Source organism: Tepidimonas sediminis, assembly GCF_007556605.1.
In the GTDB taxonomy this organism is placed as follows: Bacteria; Pseudomonadota; Gammaproteobacteria; order Burkholderiales; family Burkholderiaceae_C; genus Tepidimonas; species Tepidimonas sediminis.
Genome location: NZ_VJND01000013.1, coordinates 21,831 through 35,224, shown reverse-complemented (window position 1 = coordinate 35,224; position 13,394 = coordinate 21,831). Strand labels below are relative to the sequence as shown.

15 protein-coding genes are annotated in these 13,394 nt (G+C 69.9%); 11 read left to right on the top strand and 4 right to left on the bottom strand.

Annotation, left to right across the window (positions count from 1 at the left end):
* Window positions 1-21: 21 nt before the first annotated feature.
* The gene (locus Tsedi_RS10020; protein WP_143896191.1) at window positions 22-696 is read right to left on the bottom strand and encodes a transglutaminase-like cysteine peptidase; all 675 of its coding nucleotides are present in this window, start codon (window positions 694-696) and stop codon (window positions 22-24) included.
* A 210-nt stretch (window positions 697-906) separates the two neighbouring features.
* Between Tsedi_RS10020 and Tsedi_RS10015 the strand changes: the two genes are divergently transcribed.
* Window positions 907-2,820 carry a TolC family outer membrane protein gene (locus tag Tsedi_RS10015; protein ID WP_185970642.1) on the top strand — a complete coding sequence of 638 codons (1,914 nt, stop codon included), beginning with the start codon at window positions 907-909 and terminating at the stop codon, window positions 2,818-2,820.
* Between the two features lie 39 nt (window positions 2,821-2,859).
* Here the strand turns inward: Tsedi_RS10015 and lipA are convergent, their stop codons facing one another.
* From lipA to Tsedi_RS10000, 3 genes are read right to left on the bottom strand one after another with little or no spacing between them, the layout of a single operon-like run.
* Window positions 2,860-3,834: a lipoyl synthase gene (gene lipA, locus Tsedi_RS10010; protein WP_143896189.1), complete on the bottom strand. Its 975-nt coding sequence runs from the start codon at window positions 3,832-3,834 to the stop codon at window positions 2,860-2,862.
* Window positions 3,835-3,869: 35 nt separating this feature from the next.
* Complete coding sequence (lipB, locus tag Tsedi_RS10005; RefSeq protein WP_143896187.1) at window positions 3,870-4,544, bottom strand: lipoyl(octanoyl) transferase LipB; 675 nt, start codon at window positions 4,542-4,544, stop codon at window positions 3,870-3,872.
* A complete protein-coding gene (locus Tsedi_RS10000) occupies window positions 4,544-4,816 on the bottom strand; it encodes a YbeD family protein (RefSeq protein ID WP_143896185.1) in 273 nt (90 codons plus the stop codon). The genes lipB and Tsedi_RS10000 overlap by 1 nt, the downstream gene beginning before the upstream one ends.
* 284 nt (window positions 4,817-5,100) lie before the next feature.
* On the opposite strand from Tsedi_RS10000, the gene Tsedi_RS09995 reads away from it, so the two are divergent.
* From Tsedi_RS09995 to Tsedi_RS09950, 10 genes are all read left to right on the top strand, one after another.
* Window positions 5,101-5,493, top strand: a complete 393-nt coding sequence (locus Tsedi_RS09995; RefSeq protein ID WP_185970641.1) for an ATP synthase subunit I — start codon at window positions 5,101-5,103, stop codon at window positions 5,491-5,493.
* Between the two features lie 39 nt (window positions 5,494-5,532).
* Window positions 5,533-6,402 carry a F0F1 ATP synthase subunit A gene (gene atpB / locus Tsedi_RS09990; RefSeq protein WP_143889699.1) on the top strand — a complete coding sequence of 290 codons (870 nt, stop codon included), beginning with the start codon at window positions 5,533-5,535 and terminating at the stop codon, window positions 6,400-6,402.
* Between the two features lie 61 nt (window positions 6,403-6,463).
* A complete protein-coding gene (gene atpE / locus Tsedi_RS09985; RefSeq protein ID WP_132962276.1) occupies window positions 6,464-6,709 on the top strand; it encodes a F0F1 ATP synthase subunit C in 246 nt (81 codons plus the stop codon).
* 114 nt (window positions 6,710-6,823) lie between these two features.
* Window positions 6,824-7,294 (top strand): F0F1 ATP synthase subunit B, encoded by a 471-nt coding sequence (locus Tsedi_RS09980; protein ID WP_143896181.1) that lies wholly within the window; start codon window positions 6,824-6,826, stop codon window positions 7,292-7,294.
* Window positions 7,295-7,335: 41 nt separating this feature from the next.
* Window positions 7,336-7,866: a F0F1 ATP synthase subunit delta gene (locus tag Tsedi_RS09975; RefSeq protein ID WP_143896179.1), complete on the top strand. Its 531-nt coding sequence runs from the start codon at window positions 7,336-7,338 to the stop codon at window positions 7,864-7,866.
* 52 nt (window positions 7,867-7,918) lie between these two features.
* The gene (gene atpA, locus Tsedi_RS09970) at window positions 7,919-9,475 is read left to right on the top strand and encodes a F0F1 ATP synthase subunit alpha (RefSeq protein WP_143896177.1); all 1,557 of its coding nucleotides are present in this window, start codon (window positions 7,919-7,921) and stop codon (window positions 9,473-9,475) included.
* 41 nt (window positions 9,476-9,516) lie between these two features.
* Window positions 9,517-10,386 carry a F0F1 ATP synthase subunit gamma gene (gene atpG, locus Tsedi_RS09965; protein ID WP_143896175.1) on the top strand — a complete coding sequence of 290 codons (870 nt, stop codon included), beginning with the start codon at window positions 9,517-9,519 and terminating at the stop codon, window positions 10,384-10,386.
* A gap of 47 nt (window positions 10,387-10,433) precedes the next feature.
* Window positions 10,434-11,843 carry a F0F1 ATP synthase subunit beta gene (gene atpD, locus Tsedi_RS09960; protein ID WP_143896173.1) on the top strand — a complete coding sequence of 470 codons (1,410 nt, stop codon included), beginning with the start codon at window positions 10,434-10,436 and terminating at the stop codon, window positions 11,841-11,843.
* 70 nt (window positions 11,844-11,913) lie between these two features.
* Entirely contained in the window at window positions 11,914-12,330 is a 417-nt protein-coding gene (locus Tsedi_RS09955; RefSeq protein ID WP_143896171.1) for a F0F1 ATP synthase subunit epsilon, read from the top strand.
* A gap of 95 nt (window positions 12,331-12,425) precedes the next feature.
* Window positions 12,426-13,370, top strand: a complete 945-nt coding sequence (locus Tsedi_RS09950; protein ID WP_246099253.1) for a YheT family hydrolase — start codon at window positions 12,426-12,428, stop codon at window positions 13,368-13,370.
* Window positions 13,371-13,394 lie beyond the last annotated feature (24 nt).

Genomic DNA, 13,394 nt, shown 5'->3' with positions numbered 1-13,394 from the left:
GTGGTGTGGCGGAGCCGTGCCTCACAGCCCCTCCTGCCGCATGCGCTCCAGCACCTCGCGCCAGCGCGACAGCCGCGCCGTCGGATCGGCGGCGGACTGGGCCTGGCCCGCGACCCAGAGCCCCTGGCGGTTGAAGCTGAACACCGGCGTCAGGTCGGGCCGGCGTGACGCCGGGCGCACGCTGGTGATCAGGTTGTCCAGGATCAGCGGCTCCTCGGCCGGATCCTCATAGTAGCCCAACACCATGTGCGCCTCGGTCTTGGCGCCGGCGGTGCGGGCCCGCACGTAGATCAGGCGCAGCCGCTCGTCCGGCACGCCCAGTTCCAGCAGCGTCACGTACTTGGCGATGGCGAAGTCCTCGCAGTCGCCGGCGCCGCGGCCGATGAACTCCAGCGGGGTGGCCCAGTGGTCGGCCTGGCCCCACACCACCGGGTCCAGCTCGTAGAGCAGACGGCGGTTGAAAAAGGTGTTGACCGCGGCCAGCTGCTCCTCCACCGGACGCCCGCGCTGCTCGGCCACCAGGCGCCGCCAAGCCTGCACGGTCTCCTCGGCGACGCTGCCGTAGCGCTCGCGCGCCAGGCGCTGCAGGCGGTCGAAGTCGGCCGCCGCCAGCGCCGCGCCGAGCAGCAGCACGAGCGCCAGCGCCAGCAGACGCCACGAGGGCGCCAGGCGCGAGGCGGCGGCGGGGCGGGACATGTGTTCGGCGAGCAACGCGGCGCGACGGGGCTGGCGACCGATCATCGCAGAAAACACGCCGTCGGTGCGATCCTGCGCGCCGTGCTTGACGCCGACCCGGGCCCGTGCCGACAATGGATGGGCAAAGTGATCCGGATGATACCGATCGCGGTTGCGTGCGTAAGACCCGTGGGGGCGGAGGCCGCTCCCACCCAACCGACGAGGACCACCATGAGAACCATCCCCATGCTGACAGCCGTCGCGGCCGCCGCCCTGGCTTTGGCAGCGGCGCCGGCCGCGGCCCAGGCGCCGGCCACGCCTGCCGTTGCCGCCGTCGCCAACCCCGCGGCCTCGGGCCTGCCGGCGCCGCTGATCGAGGCGGTGCGCAACGCCATCGTGCAGAACCCCGAGGTGCAGGCGCGCTGGCATGCCTTCACTGCCGCCGACGCGCAGAAGGACGTGGCCGCTGCCGGTTGGCGCCCGACGGTCGACCTGAGCGTCGGCATCGGTCGTCAGCACCTGGTCGATCCGCCCGGCACGCCGGAGCGTCGCTTCAACCGCTCGGCCACCACGCTGACGCTCAACCAGGTGCTGTTCGACGGCTTCTTCACCCGCAGCGAGGTGCAGCGTCTCAGCTACGCCAAGCTGACGCGCTACTACGAGCTGCTGGAGGCGGCCGAGACCATTGCGCTGGAGGCGGTGCGCGCCTGGGTCGACGTGGCGCGCTACTCGGCGCTGGTGCAGGAGGCCAAGGCCAACTACGTCGAGCACAAGCTGACCGCGCAGCAGATCGAGGAGCGCGCCAAGGCTGGCGTGAGCCGGCGCGTCGACATGGACCAGGCTGCCGGCCGTCTGGCGCTGGCCGAGTCCAACCTGCTGACCGAGATCGCCAACCTGCACGACGTCAGCGCGCGCTACCAGCGCATCATGGGCGTCAAGCCGCCGGCCACGCTGCCGCCGCTGCGCGAGGGGCTGCGGCTGGCCGGCCTGCCGGGCTCGATGGCCGAGGCGATGCGTCAGGGCCTGCCCAACAGCCCGACCATCAACGCCGCGTACGAGAACGTGCGCGCCCAGCGCCAGGAGATCGAAACCCGCAAGGCCGCCTACTGGCCGCGCGTGGACTTCCGCATCCGCCAGACCTGGGGCAACGACATCAACGGCGTCAACGGCCGCACGCGCGACCTCACGGCCGAGGTCATCATGAACTACAACCTGTACCGCGGCGGCGCCGATCAGGCGCGCGAGCGGCAGGCGGTGGAGCTGCACAAGCAGGCGCGCGACCTGCAGGAAAAGGCCTGCCGCGACGTGCGCCAGACGCTGGCGATCGCCTACAACGACGTCGTGCGGCTGCGCGAGCAGCTGGGCTACCTCGACCAGCACCGTCTGTCCACCGAAGTGGCGCGCGAGGCCTACCGGCAGCAGTTCGACATCGGCCAGCGCACGCTGCTGGACCTGCTGGACACGCAGAACGAATACTTCGAGGCCAGCCGTGCCTACATCAACGCGCAGTACAACGAGCTGCTGGCGCAGGCGCGCACGCTGGCCAGCATGGGTCGGCTGACGGCGGCTCTGGGCGTGGCGCGACCGGACCAGCCCAGCGCCGCCGAGGCCGGGCAGGATCGGGGCGAGCTGCCACCGGAGGAGCTGTGCCCGTTCGACACGCCTGAACTGTTCGAGATCGACAAGGCCAAGGCGGTGGCCGAGGCACCGGTGCGTGCCCGGCCGACGCCCCCGGCCGCTCCGCCGCCCGCCCCGGCAGCGGCGCCGAAGCCGGCGGCTGCGCCGCAGACGTACACGTTCCAGTCGGACGCGCTGTTCGATTTCGACAAGGCGGAGCTGCGCGCCGACGGCAAGGCGCGGCTGGACGAGCTGGTGGCCAAGATCAAGGCCACCGACCTGGAGCTGGCGATCGCCGTCGGTCACACCGACAGCGTCGGCCCCGAGGCTTACAACGAGCGTCTGTCGCTGCGCCGCGCCGAGGCGGTCAAGGCGTATCTGGTCAGCAAGGGCATCCCGGCTGACAAGATCCGCACCGAGGGCCGCGGCGAGCGCGAGCCGATCGCTGACAACGCCACCCGCGAGGGACGCGCGAAGAACCGCCGCGTGGAGGTCACGATCATCGAGACGCGCCGCCCGGCGCGCTGAGGCGGCGGCCGGGGGCTGTTCTGCCGGCCGCCGGCGGGGTCAGGCCGAGCCGTCGACCACGCCGGCGGCGTGCGCCTGCCGGTCGGCGTGGTAGCTGCTGCGCACCAGCGGGCCGACGGCGGCGTGCGTGAAGCCCATCGCGTAGGCCTCGCGCTCGAACATCGCGAAGGTGGCCGGCTCGACGTAACGCCGCACCGGCAGGTGGTGCGTGCTCGGCGCCAGGTACTGGCCGATGGTCAGCATGTCCACGCCGTGCGCGCGCAGGTCGCGCATCACCTGCAGGATCTCCTCATCGGTCTCGCCGAGGCCGACCATCAGCCCGCTCTTGGTGGGGATGTGGGGAAAGCGCTCCTTGAACTTGCGCAGCAGGTTCAGGCTGAAGGCGTAGTCCGAGCCGGGGCGTGCCTGCCTGTACAGACGCGGCACCGTCTCCAGGTTGTGGTTCATGACGTCCGGCGGCGCCTCCGCCAGGATCGCCAGCGCGCGATCGTCGCGGCCGCGGAAGTCCGGTGTCAGGATCTCGATGCGCGTCCCGGGCGAGCGCTCGCGCACGCGCCGGATGCAGGCCACGAAGTGCGCCGCGCCGCCGTCGCGCAGGTCGTCGCGGTCGACGCTGGTGATGACGACGTACTTCAGCTTCAGCGCCGCGATCGTGCGCGCCAGGTTCTCGGGCTCGTCGGGGTCGAGCGGGTCCGGCCGGCCGTGGCCGACGTCGCAGAACGGGCAGCGCCGCGTGCACTTGTCGCCCATGATCATGAAGGTGGCCGTACCCTTGCCGAAGCACTCGCCGATGTTGGGGCAGGAGGCCTCCTCGCACACGGTGACCAGTCGGTTGGCGCGCAGGATGTCCTTGATCTCGTAGAAGCGCGAACTGGGGCTGCCGGCCTTGACGCGGATCCATTCGGGCTTGCGCAGCAGCGGCGCCGGCTCGACCTTGATCGGGATGCGCGCGGTCTTGGCGGCGCTCTTCTGCTTGGCGGTGGGGTCGTAGGGGGTGTCGGTGGCGGGAGTCATGGCATCGGATCCGGTTGGGGCGGTGGTTCGGGCGCTCAGGCGCGCGGCGCCAGCAGCCGCCGCAGGTGGTCGGCCAGCGCGTCGCCGACCTCGGCCGGGTCGGCCGTCACGCCGATCGTAGCAAGGTCGACGGTGCGCAAGCCGGCGTAGCCGCAGGGGTTGATACGCAGGAAGGGGCTCAGGTCCATCGCGACGTTGAGCGCCAGTCCGTGGTAGGTGCAGTGGCGGTGCACCTTGATGCCCAGCGCGGCGATCTTGGCCAGCCCCGCCCATGGGTCGTTCCCGGGGCGCGGGCCGTGCAGCGCGGCGTGGCCGTGCGGATCGTCCGGCCGCACGTACACGCCCGGGGCGCCGGCGACGCGGTGGCCGGTCACGCCCCAGTCCGCCAGCGTGCGCAGCACCGCCTCCTCCAGCCGGTGCACGTACTCCTTGACGAAGAAGCCGGCGCGGCGCAGATCCAGCAGCGGGTAGGCCACCACCTGGCCCGGGCCGTGGTACGTGACCTGGCCGCCCCGGTTGGTGGCCACCACGGGGATGTCGCCGGGATCCAGCACGTGTTCCGGCCGGCCCGCCTGGCCCTGCGTGAACACCGGCGGGTGCTCGCACAGCCACAGCTCATCGGCCGTCCCGGGCCCGCGCGCCTCGGTCCAGGCGCGCATCGCCTCCACGGTGGGCTCGTAGGGCACGCGGCCCAGGTGGCGCAGTTCCATCACAGGACCACGCTGACCATCGGATGCGTGGTCAGGGTGCGGTACAGCTCGTCGAGCTGTTCGCGCGAGGTCACGTGCACGTTCAGCGTCAGGCCCAGGTAGCGGCCGTTGCGGCTGGTGCGCACCTCGATGGTGGTCTCGTCGAAGCCGGGATCGAAGCCGCGCGCCACGTGCGCGACGGCGGCGACGAAGCCATCGGCGTGCGCGCCCATCACCTTGATCGGGAAGCGGCACGGAAAGGTCAGGGGCGAGGCGGGGGCGGGATCGGCCATCGGCGGTCCTCGATGCGTGGTGGGCTGGGGTTTGTCCGTATAATAAAGAGCTTTTTGTCAACGTGGCCTGGGGCGCCAAGCGCCGCGTCAGGCGTGCGTCAAGGGGGCACGAGACAATGGCGAACCCTCAGCCGTCCGTCGAGCGGGCCGAGGATCAGGCAGCCGGTGCGCGACGCTGGCGTGTCTGGGCCGACGACGAGCCAGATGAGGGCGCTGCGGCCGGATGCAAGCCCCTCAGCCGCGAGGAGGCACAGGCGTGGCGCCGGCGCCAGCGGATGCCGGGGATGCGGCATGTGCTGGCGGCCCAGGTCCTGGTCTGGGTGCTGGCGATCGTCGGGGCGTGGCTGGCGTGGCGGTTCGTCTGGCCGCAGCGGGCGGGGTTGGTCGCCTCGGTGGCGTGGGGTGGCGCCTGTGCCTTCGTGCCTGCCTTGGTGATGGCCTGGGGCATGGGTGGCGGTCTGCGCGGTCGCTGGCGGCGGGCCGCCGCGGTGCAGCCGGCGCGCTCGGCGCTCGCCCGCTGGCTGGTGTGGGAGGGGATCAAGGTGCTGCTCGCGCTGACCATGCTGGTCGCCGCGCCGCGCCTGGTGCCGGATCTGAGCTGGCCCGGCCTGCTGGTCGGGCTGGCGGTGGTGCTCAAGGGATACGTGCTGGCCTGGTGGCTGGCACGCATCCGCTGACGGAAGACTCGTTTCGATCAACGAACGTGGGAATGACGAATGGCTGCTGAGGGACACGCTCCGACCGCCGGCGAATACATCCGGCATCACCTGGTCCATCTGACCAACAAGAAGCAGGAATTCATCGTCGACTTCTCGGTGATCAACATCGACTCGGTGGTGTTCTCGGTGCTGACCGGGCTGATCGGCGTGTTCCTGCTGTGGCTCGGGGCGCGGCGCGCCACCGCCGGCGTGCCGGGGCGCTTCCAGGCCGCGGTGGAGATCCTGGTCGAGCTGGTCGAGACGCAGGCCAAGGGCGTGATCCACAACGCCGCCAGCCGCAAGCTGATCGCGCCGATGGCGCTGACGGTGTTCGTCTGGATCTTCTTCATGAACTTCATGGACCTGCTGCCGGTGGACCTGCTGCCGGCCATCTGGCACGCGGTCGGCCCGGCGCTGGGCTACCCCGACTACCTGCGCGTCGTGCCCACCGCCGACCTGTCGACGACGCTGGGCCTGTCGGTGTCGGTGCTGCTGCTGTGCCTGTTCTACAACATCAAGATCAAGGGCTTGGGCGGCTGGGCGCACGAGCTGGTCACGGCGCCGTTCGGCACCAGCAGGAATCCGCTGTGGGCGCTGCTGCTGGGCGTGGTCAACTTCCTGATGCAAATGATCGAGTTCGTGGCGAAGACCGTTTCCCACGGCATGCGGTTGTTTGGCAACATGTTCGCGGGCGAGCTGGTCTTCATGCTGATCGCGCTGCTCGGTGGCTTTGCCGCGCTGTCGTTCACGGGCGGCCTGCTGTTCGTCGGACACCTGATCGCGGGTACGGTGTGGGCCATCTTCCACATCCTCGTGATCACCCTGCAGGCGTTCATCTTCATGATGCTGGCGCTGATCTACCTGGGTCAGGCGCACGACGCACACTGACAGAGGCGCGCCTCGCAACCGTTTCCCCCAACCTTCCTCTGTAACCTAAGGAAATCTCACCATGGAAAACATCCTCGGTCTCGTTGCTCTGGCTTGCGGCATCATCGTCGGTCTGGGTGCGATCGGCGCCTCGATCGGCATCGCCCTGATGGGGGGCAAGTTCCTCGAGTCGTCCGCCCGTCAGCCCGAGCTGATGAACGACCTGCAGACCAAGATGTTCATTCTGGCCGGTCTGATCGATGCGGCGTTCCTGATCGGCGTGGCCATCGCGCTGCTGTTCGCGTTCGCCAACCCGTTCGCGCTCTGATCGCCCCGACGTGAGGAAGGGTGCGCCCGGCGGCCGGCAGGCCGCGGGCGCACGCCGCACCACCCGGCCCCCCGACGCAGCCCCATCCGCATACCCCGTCCGAAAGGCGTTGCGATGAACATCAATGCAACCCTCTTTGCGCAGGCCATCGTCTTCGCGATCCTGGTGTGGTTCACGATGAAGTTCGTGTGGCCGCCGATCGCCAAGGCGCTGGACGAGCGTGCGCAGAAGATTTCCGAAGGTCTGGCCGCCGCCGAGAAGGCCAAGACCGAGCTGGCCGTGGCCAACAAGCGCATCGAAGACACGCTGGCGCAGTCGCGCAACGAGGCCGCCGCGCGCCTGGCCGATGCCGAGCGCCGCGCCCACGCCATCATCGAGGAGGCCAAGGCCCGCGCCTCCGAGGAAGCCGCCAAGATCGTCGCCGCGGCCAAGGCCGAGGCCGAGCAGCAGGCCGTGCAGGCGCGCGAGGCGCTGCGCGAGCAGGTGGCGATGCTGGCCGTCAAGGGCGCCGAGCAGATCCTGCGCCGCGAGGTCGACGCGCGCACCCACGCCGAGCTGCTCGAGCGGCTGAAGGCCGAGCTGTGACGCGGCGCCGCGCGCCGTCCCCGCGCCCCCGAGGTTGAACCATGGCAGAACTCGCCACCATTGCCCGTCCGTACGCCGAGGCGCTGTTCAAGGCCGCCGGTGCGCACGGCCCCGAGACCGCCGAGTGGCTCGAGGCGCTGGCCACCGTGGCCGCGCATGAGCAGCTGCTGGCCTTCGCCGCCGACCCGAAGGTCACGGCGCAGCAGGTCTACGACGTCGTCACCGGCGTGCTCAAGACGCCGCTGCCGCCGCTGGGCCAGAACTTCCTGCGCACCGTCATCGACAACGACCGCCTGCGCGCGCTGCCCGAGATCGCGCGCCAGTTCCGCGCCCTGCTCAACGCGCAGCACGGCGTGGCCGACGCGCGCGTCGAGAGCGCCTTCCCGATCGAGGGCGCGCAGCTGCAGGAGCTCAAGGCCGTGCTGGAGAAGCGCTTCGGCCGCCAGCTGCGGCTGCAGGTGGAGCTGCGCCCCGAGCTGATCGGCGGCGTGCGCGTGGTGGTCGGCGACGAGGTGCTGGACACCTCCGTCAAGGCCCGTCTGGAACAAATGCGCGTGGCGCTGACGGCCTGAACGGCCGCCGCCCCCCAACGCCCGCGAGAACATTGCGCAAAGGAAACGCGTCATGCAACTGAATCCCGCCGAAATCTCCGAACTGATCAAGTCGCGCATCGAGGGTCTGGCCCCGACCGCCGACGTGCGCAACCAGGGCACCGTGGTGTCGGTGACCGACGGCATCGTGCGCATCCACGGCCTGTCGGACGCGATGCAGGGTGAGATGCTGGAATTCCCGGCCGGCAAGGATGGCCAGCCGACCTACGGCCTGGCGCTCAACCTGGAGCGCGACTCGGTCGGCGCCGTGATCCTGGGCGAATACGAGCACATCTCCGAAGGCGACACGGTCAAGTGCACCGGCCGCATCCTGGAGGTGCCGGTCGGCCCCGAGCTGATCGGCCGCGTCGTCGACGCGCTGGGTCGCCCGATCGACGGCAAGGGCCCGATCAATGCCAAGCTCACCGACGTGGTCGAGAAGGTCGCCCCGGGCGTGATCGCGCGCAAGAGCGTGGACCAGCCGGTGCAGACCGGCATCAAGGCCATCGACGCGATGGTGCCGATCGGCCGCGGCCAGCGCGAGCTCATCATCGGTGACCGCCAGACCGGCAAGACCGCGGTGGCCATCGACACCATCATCAACCAGAAGGGCCAGAACATGGTCTGCATCTACGTCGCCATCGGTCAGAAGGCGTCGTCGATCAAGAGCGTGGTGCGGGCCCTGGAGCAGCATGGCGCGATGGACTACACGATCGTCGTGGCGGCCTCGGCCTCCGAGTCGGCGGCGATGCAGTTCCTGGCGCCGTACTCCGGCTGCACGATGGGCGAGTACTTCCGCGACCGCGGCCAGGACGCGCTCATCATCTACGACGACCTGTCCAAGCAGGCCGTGGCGTATCGCCAGGTGTCGCTGCTGCTGCGCCGTCCGCCGGGACGCGAGGCCTTCCCGGGCGACATCTTCTACCTGCACAGCCGCCTGCTGGAGCGCGCCGCGCGCGTCAACGCCGACTACGTCGAGAAGTTCACCAACGGTGCCGTCAAGGGCAAGACCGGGTCGCTGACGGCGCTGCCGATCATCGAGACGCAGGCCGGCGACGTCTCCGCGTTCGTGCCGACCAACGTGATCTCGATCACCGACGGTCAGATCTTCCTCGAGACCAACCTGTTCAACGCCGGCATCCGCCCCGCCATCAACGCGGGCATCTCGGTGTCGCGCGTCGGCGGTGCGGCGCAGACCAAGCTGATCAAGAGCCTGTCGGGCGGCATCCGCACCGACCTGGCGCAGTACCGGGAACTCGCGGCGTTCGCGCAGTTCGCCTCCGACCTCGACGAGGCGACCCGCAAGCAGCTCGACCGCGGCGCGCGCGTGACCGAGCTGCTCAAGCAGCCGCAATACAGCCCGCTGCCGATCAGCCTGATGGCGGCGTCGCTCTACGCCGCCAACAAGGGCTATCTGGACGACATCGAGGTCAAGAAGGTGCTGCCGTTCGAGGCCGCGCTGCACGCCTATCTGAAGGACAAGCACGCCGCGCTGCTGGAAAAGCTCGAGACGCAGAAGGCCATGGACAAGGACGCCGAGGCCGAGCTCGACGCCGCCATCCGCACCTTCAAGCAGACCGGCACGTGGTGAGCGGCCGCTTGCAGCCCTGACCCTGATTCCGAGGAGTTGCGATGGCAGCAGGCAAGGAAATACGCGGCAAGATCAAGTCGGTGGAAAACACCAAGAAGATCACCAAGGCCATGGAGATGGTCGCCGCCTCCAAGATGCGCAAGGCGCAGGAGCGCATGCGCATGGCGCGGCCGTACGCGGAGAAGGTGCGCCAGATCGCGGCCAACCTCAGCCGCGCCAACCCGGAGTACGTGCATCCGTTCATGGTCGAGCACGCCGATGCCCCGGTGGCCGGCATGATCGTGGTGACCACCGACAAGGGCCTGTGCGGCGGCTTGAACACCAACCTGCTGCGCGCGGTGACCAACCATCTGCGCGAGCTGCAGGGCCAAGGCAAGAGCGCGCAGGTGGTGGCCATCGGCAACAAGGGCCTGGGGTTCCTCAACCGCATCGGCGCCAAGGTGGTCTCGCACGTCACCGGCCTGGGTGACACGCCGCACCTGGAGCGCCTGATCGGGCCGGTGAAGGTGCTGCTGGATGCCTACGCCGAGGGCAAGCTCAGCGCCGTGTACCTGTGCTACACGCGCTTCATCAACACGATGAAGCAGGAGCCGGTGGTGCAGCAGCTGCTGCCACTGTCGGCGCGCGACCTGGAGACCGGCGCGCCGGGCTACGACTGGGACTACATCTACGAGCCCGACGCGCCAAGCGTCATCGACGAGCTGCTGGTGCGCTACGTGGAGGCGCTGATCTACCAGGCCGTGGCCGAGAACATGGCTTCGGAGCAGTCGGCCCGCATGGTGGCCATGAAGGCCGCCACCGACAACGCCGGCAACCTCATCAACGAGCTCAAGCTGGTCTACAACAAGACGCGTCAGGCCGGCATCACCAAGGAGCTGTCGGAAATCGTCGCCGGCGCCGCGGCGGTGTGACGCCAACCGGGTTCCCGTCATTCTCGCAATCGAACAAGGTTTGAATCATGGCTCAAGTTCAAGGCAAGATCGTTCAGTGCATCGGCGCCGTGGTGGACGTGGAGTTCCCGCGCGACCAGATGCCCAAGGTCTATGACGCGCTGAAGATGGAGGGCTCGCCGCTGACGCTGGAGGTGCAGCAGCAGCTGGGCGACGGCGTGGTGCGCACCATCGCGCTGGGTTCCTCCGACGGCCTGCGCCGCGGCATGACGGTCTACAACACCGGCGCGCCGATCACCGTGCCGGTGGGCAAGGCGACGCTGGGCCGCATCATGGACGTGCTGGGCAACCCGATCGACGAGCGCGGCCCGATCGACCAGTCGCTGACCAGCTCGATCCACCGCAAGGCACCGGCCTACGACGAGCTGTCGCCCTCCACCGAACTGCTGGAGACCGGCATCAAGGTGATCGACCTGATCTGCCCGTTCGCCAAGGGCGGCAAGGTCGGCCTGTTCGGCGGTGCGGGTGTGGGCAAGACCGTCAACATGATGGAGCTGATCAACAACATCGCCAAGGCGCACTCGGGCCTGTCGGTGTTCGCCGGCGTGGGTGAGCGCACCCGCGAGGGCAACGACTTCTATCACGAGATGATGGAGTCCAAGGTCGTCGTCGCCGACAACCTGAGCGAGTCGAAGGTGGCGATGGTGTACGGCCAGATGAACGAGCCGCCGGGCAACCGTCTGCGCGTGGCGCTGACCGGCCTGACGATCGCCGAGTCGTTCCGCGACGAGGGCCGCGACGTGCTGTTCTTCGTCGACAACATCTACCGCTACACGCTGGCCGGTACCGAGGTGTCGGCGCTGCTGGGCCGCATGCCCTCGGCGGTGGGTTACCAGCCGACGCTGGCCGAGGAGATGGGCAAGCTGCAGGAGCGCATCACCTCGACCAAGGTCGGCTCGATCACCTCGATCCAGGCCGTCTACGTGCCCGCGGACGACCTGACCGACCCGTCGCCGGCGACGACCTTCGCGCACCTGGACGCCACCGTGGTGCTGTCGCGCGACATCGCCGCGCTGGGCATCTACCCCGCCGTTGACCCGCTGGACTCCACCAGCCGCCAGGTCGACCCCAACATCGTCGGCGAGGAGCACTACAACACCACCCGCGCGGTGCAGGCCGTGCTGCAGCGCTACAAGGAGCTGCGCGACATCATCGCGATCCTGGGCATGGACGAGCTGTCGCCGGAGGACAAGCTGATCGTGGCGCGCGCGCGCAAGATCCAGCGTTTCCTGTCGCAGCCGTTCCACGTCGCCGAGGTGTTCACCGGTCAGCCCGGCAAGTACGTGCCGCTGAAGGAGACCATCCGCGGCTTCAAGATGATCGTCAACGGCGAGTGCGACCATCTGCCCGAACAGGCCTTCTACATGGTCGGCACGATCGACGACGCGTTCGAGAAGGCCAAGAAGCTGGCCAGCTGATCCCCGCAACCGCGGCCGACGCGGGCGCGCGCAGCGCGTGCGCCCCGCGCCGCAGTCCCCAGGAGACGAGATGAACACCATCCAGGTCGAGGTGGTCAGCGCCGAGGAGTCGATCTACAGCGGCCCGGCGACCTTCGTGGCGCTGCCGGGCGAGGCCGGCGAGCTGGGCATCCTGCCCGGGCACGTGCCGCTGATCACGCGCATCAAGCCGGGTGCGGTGCGCATCGAGAAGCCCGACGGTGAGGAAGAGTTCGTCTTCGTGGCCGGCGGCATTCTGGAGGTCCAGCCGAAGGTGGTGACGGTGCTGTCCGACACCGCCATCCGCGGCAAGGATCTCGACGAAGCCAAGGCCATGGAGGCGCGCAAGGCGGCCGAGGAGGCGCTGAAGAACGCCAAGAGCGAGATCGATCTGGCCAAGGCGCAGTCGGAGCTGGCGATCATGGCCGCGCAGATCGCGGCGCTGCGCAAGTACCGGCAGAAGCGCTGAACCGCACCGATCGGCTTTCCCTGCCCGCCGCTCCGGCGCCGCCGGATGCGTGGCCGCGACCTCCGGCCTGGCAGCGCGGCGGGCACCGGCAGACCGTGGCCGCCGCGCTGCTGGCCTGCCGCACTCCCGAGCCGCTGCCTCCGCCACGGCGGCTGCGCTGGGATACCCCCGACGACGATTTCATCGACGCCGACCTCTGGCTGCCGCGCGCCGCGGCCCCGCGTGCGGCCGTGGTGCTGTTCCACGGGCTGGAGGGCTCCTCGCGCAGCCATTACGCGCAGGCGCTGGCGTGGGTGGCCCTGCGGCGCGGCTGGGCGCTGATCGTGCCGCACTTCCGCGGCTGCTCCGGCGAGCCGAACCGCGCGCCGCGCGCCTACCACAGCGGCGACCACGCCGAGATCGACGGGATGCTGCGGCAGGCGGCCCGCGCGCTGGCCGGGGTGCCGCTGCGCGCGGTGGGGGTGTCGCTGGGCGGCAACGCGCTGCTGCGCTGGCTGCAGGAGCACGGTGACCACGCGGGCGCGGTGGTGCAGGCCGCCGCGGCGGTGTCGGCACCGCTGGATCTGGCCGCCGCCGGCGCCGCGATCGACCGCGGCCTCAACCGCTGGCTGTACGCGCGGCACTTCCTGCGCACGATGCGCGCCAAGGCGGCGGCGTTCGCCCGCGCCCACCCGGGACGCATCGACGCCGCGCGCGCCATGCGGGCGCGCACGCTGCGCGCCTTCGACGACGCCTTCACCGCGCCGCTGCACGGCTTTGCGGGGGTGGACGATTACTGGCAGCGGGCATCGAGCCGGCCGCACCTGGCGCGCATCGCCGTGCCGACGCTGGTGCTCAACGCGCGCAACGACCCGTTCGTGCCGGCCGCCAGCCTGCCGACGCCGGAGGAGGTCGGCCCCTGGGTACGCCTGTGGCAGCCGGCGCAGGGCGGCCACGTCGGCTTTGCCGAGCCGCGTTTTCGCGGCGATCCGCGCGGCCAGGTATGGGGCGTCTGGGAACACGTGTCGGACTGGCTGCAGGCCGCCGCGGCGCTACGATAGCGCCGTGACGTCGAGGCTTCGAGG

Coding starts and splice junctions, on each gene's coding strand:
- Tsedi_RS10020 (WP_143896191.1), bottom strand. CDS start 696: ATGTCCCGCCCCGCCGCCGCCTCGCGCCTGGCGCCCTCGTGGCGTCTG.
- Tsedi_RS10015 (WP_185970642.1), top strand. CDS start 907: ATGAGAACCATCCCCATGCTGACAGCCGTCGCGGCCGCCGCCCTGGCT.
- lipA (WP_143896189.1), bottom strand. CDS start 3,834: ATGACTCCCGCCACCGACACCCCCTACGACCCCACCGCCAAGCAGAAG.
- lipB (WP_143896187.1), bottom strand. CDS start 4,544: ATGGAACTGCGCCACCTGGGCCGCGTGCCCTACGAGCCCACCGTGGAG.
- Tsedi_RS10000 (WP_143896185.1), bottom strand. CDS start 4,816: ATGGCCGATCCCGCCCCCGCCTCGCCCCTGACCTTTCCGTGCCGCTTC.
- Tsedi_RS09995 (WP_185970641.1), top strand. CDS start 5,101: ATGCGGCATGTGCTGGCGGCCCAGGTCCTGGTCTGGGTGCTGGCGATC.
- atpB (WP_143889699.1), top strand. CDS start 5,533: ATGGCTGCTGAGGGACACGCTCCGACCGCCGGCGAATACATCCGGCAT.
- atpE (WP_132962276.1), top strand. CDS start 6,464: ATGGAAAACATCCTCGGTCTCGTTGCTCTGGCTTGCGGCATCATCGTC.
- Tsedi_RS09980 (WP_143896181.1), top strand. CDS start 6,824: ATGAACATCAATGCAACCCTCTTTGCGCAGGCCATCGTCTTCGCGATC.
- Tsedi_RS09975 (WP_143896179.1), top strand. CDS start 7,336: ATGGCAGAACTCGCCACCATTGCCCGTCCGTACGCCGAGGCGCTGTTC.
- atpA (WP_143896177.1), top strand. CDS start 7,919: ATGCAACTGAATCCCGCCGAAATCTCCGAACTGATCAAGTCGCGCATC.
- atpG (WP_143896175.1), top strand. CDS start 9,517: ATGGCAGCAGGCAAGGAAATACGCGGCAAGATCAAGTCGGTGGAAAAC.
- atpD (WP_143896173.1), top strand. CDS start 10,434: ATGGCTCAAGTTCAAGGCAAGATCGTTCAGTGCATCGGCGCCGTGGTG.
- Tsedi_RS09955 (WP_143896171.1), top strand. CDS start 11,914: ATGAACACCATCCAGGTCGAGGTGGTCAGCGCCGAGGAGTCGATCTAC.